This is a genomic window from Leptospira perolatii (assembly GCF_002811875.1).
Lineage (GTDB): Bacteria > Spirochaetota > Leptospiria > Leptospirales > Leptospiraceae > Leptospira_B > Leptospira_B perolatii.
In genome coordinates, this window is sequence record NZ_NPDZ01000036.1 from 1 (window position 1) to 1,784 (window position 1,784).

General features: G+C 42.0%; 1 pseudogene. It reads right to left on the reverse strand.

Features of this window, described 5'->3' with window-relative positions:
- Positions 1-1,784 (reverse strand): annotated as a pseudogene (locus CH373_RS18695) (hypothetical protein); the annotation flags it as partial.

Consider the following 1,784-nt stretch of genomic DNA (forward strand, 5'->3'; position numbering starts at 1 on the left):
TGTTGTTATAATCATTTCTCACTCCCTCAGGCATGATTGCGAGTGATGCATCGTTTACCAAAAACTTATTAGGCAGTCCTAAACTAGACTTCATAGTTGTTAGGATAGACTTCCCTTGTTGGTACACTGTAGTGGAGTCAGAAGAAATATCCATAAAGTATGTCTTCGCAGACTGGTACGCTGCATTTAGTTCATGCAACTTTTGTGATACGATCTCTATCTGTGCAAAATACTCGGGGCTTCCTAACGTAAGAGCAGATAGTTTCGTGTTCTCGGTTACGTAGTTCTGACGCGCTGTTTCTAATCCGGCTTTTTGTGCATCCCACTGCGCAAGCTTCGGCGCCATATTGGTTATATAGCTTTCCAATCCGGTAAAATCGACTCCTGGGTAAGCGGGCTGTGTTACATCCAACGGATTTGTTAAATCTTTCAGATTGTAAAAGTTTGTGATATCAGTTACTCTAGAAGAATACCAATCCCTCAAGTCATTGGTCATAAATCCAAGTAGTGAATCCGGTGCGTCATTTACTCCACCTAACAGAGGTGTCAAATTCGTCATCGAATTCGTTAAATCTCCGCTTCTTACATTCCATTCTTCTGTAAAGTTGGATGCTTGTGCGTATACCTTCAATCTTTCCTGGGCGCTAAAAATTGTTCCTAGCTTGTCCAGATCTTCCAGTGCTTCCAAAAATTCTGATTCGCTCGTTTTGCCGCTCAGCAAATCACTCAGTAGATTTTTTCGGAGTGATTCTGCTTCCGTATCATGGTCCGTACTCGTTCCCAAGGAAAACGAATCTTGTAATAAATCGGAGGCAGTTAAACCCCCAAGTCCGCTCACTCCATTGTGGATTTCGTTTAACAACCCGGTTGTTTTGTTTTCCTGGGTTCTAAAATAATCTTCCTTAATCGCACTCAAGATTCCTCCCGAGCGTACGTTCCCGGCAAATCCTTCGAGTCTCTCTACAATCGCGCCTAGTGCGGCTACCTGGTTTGTAGCTTTTCCAAAAAAGAAAGTACTTCCAAATGTATAATATTCGTTTAGTTCCCTTCTTTCATCGGAACTACCGTTTTCTCGGATGGAATTTCTCTCTGCTTCCGTTAATTCTCCGCCGTCCTCGTAGAACTCGGTAATCTTACCCGCAGAAGAAAGTTGTTTAGTAATACTATTTACAAATTCGTTATAGTCGGTGCCTTGTAAGGATCTGTCCAAAGAACTTCGATTCGTTCTCACAAAATCGAGCACCAGTTCCATCGCTTTACGTTCTTGTAATGCATTCGGTCCCAGTTGCAAATTGGTAAATCTGTCGTCGCTATCCTTTAAAATCTTGAGATAGATTGCGTCTACATTCCTGTCTTCCGGATCCAATCCCTTGATCGTGCTTTCAAATAGTGAAAGTGCTTTCTCGTTGATCTGGGCCCCTTCTAAGTTTCTTTTTTCTTTCGCGGATTGTATGATTTCGTTTAACGAATCGGAACTTCCGTTAGCATCCAATAAAAATTGTAGCTCTGCTTTTCTACCTTCATACTCTATATTAAAACCGTCATACAAAGATAATAGATCTGCAGATACCTTTTGACCGATACCACTTCTGTTTTCCAAACTAGAACGGAATGCTTGGATGGACTGTCCAAAATTAGAAAAAACAACATCCAAAGAACCGAAGGGAGCACTAGCCAAGGTCAAAATCGGATTCCACTCTTTACTCCCAGTATCATAGCTCGTTCTAAAACCGGAAAGTGCACCCTTCGCGTTACTTCTCGCATCACCAGTCAGACTTGAATCA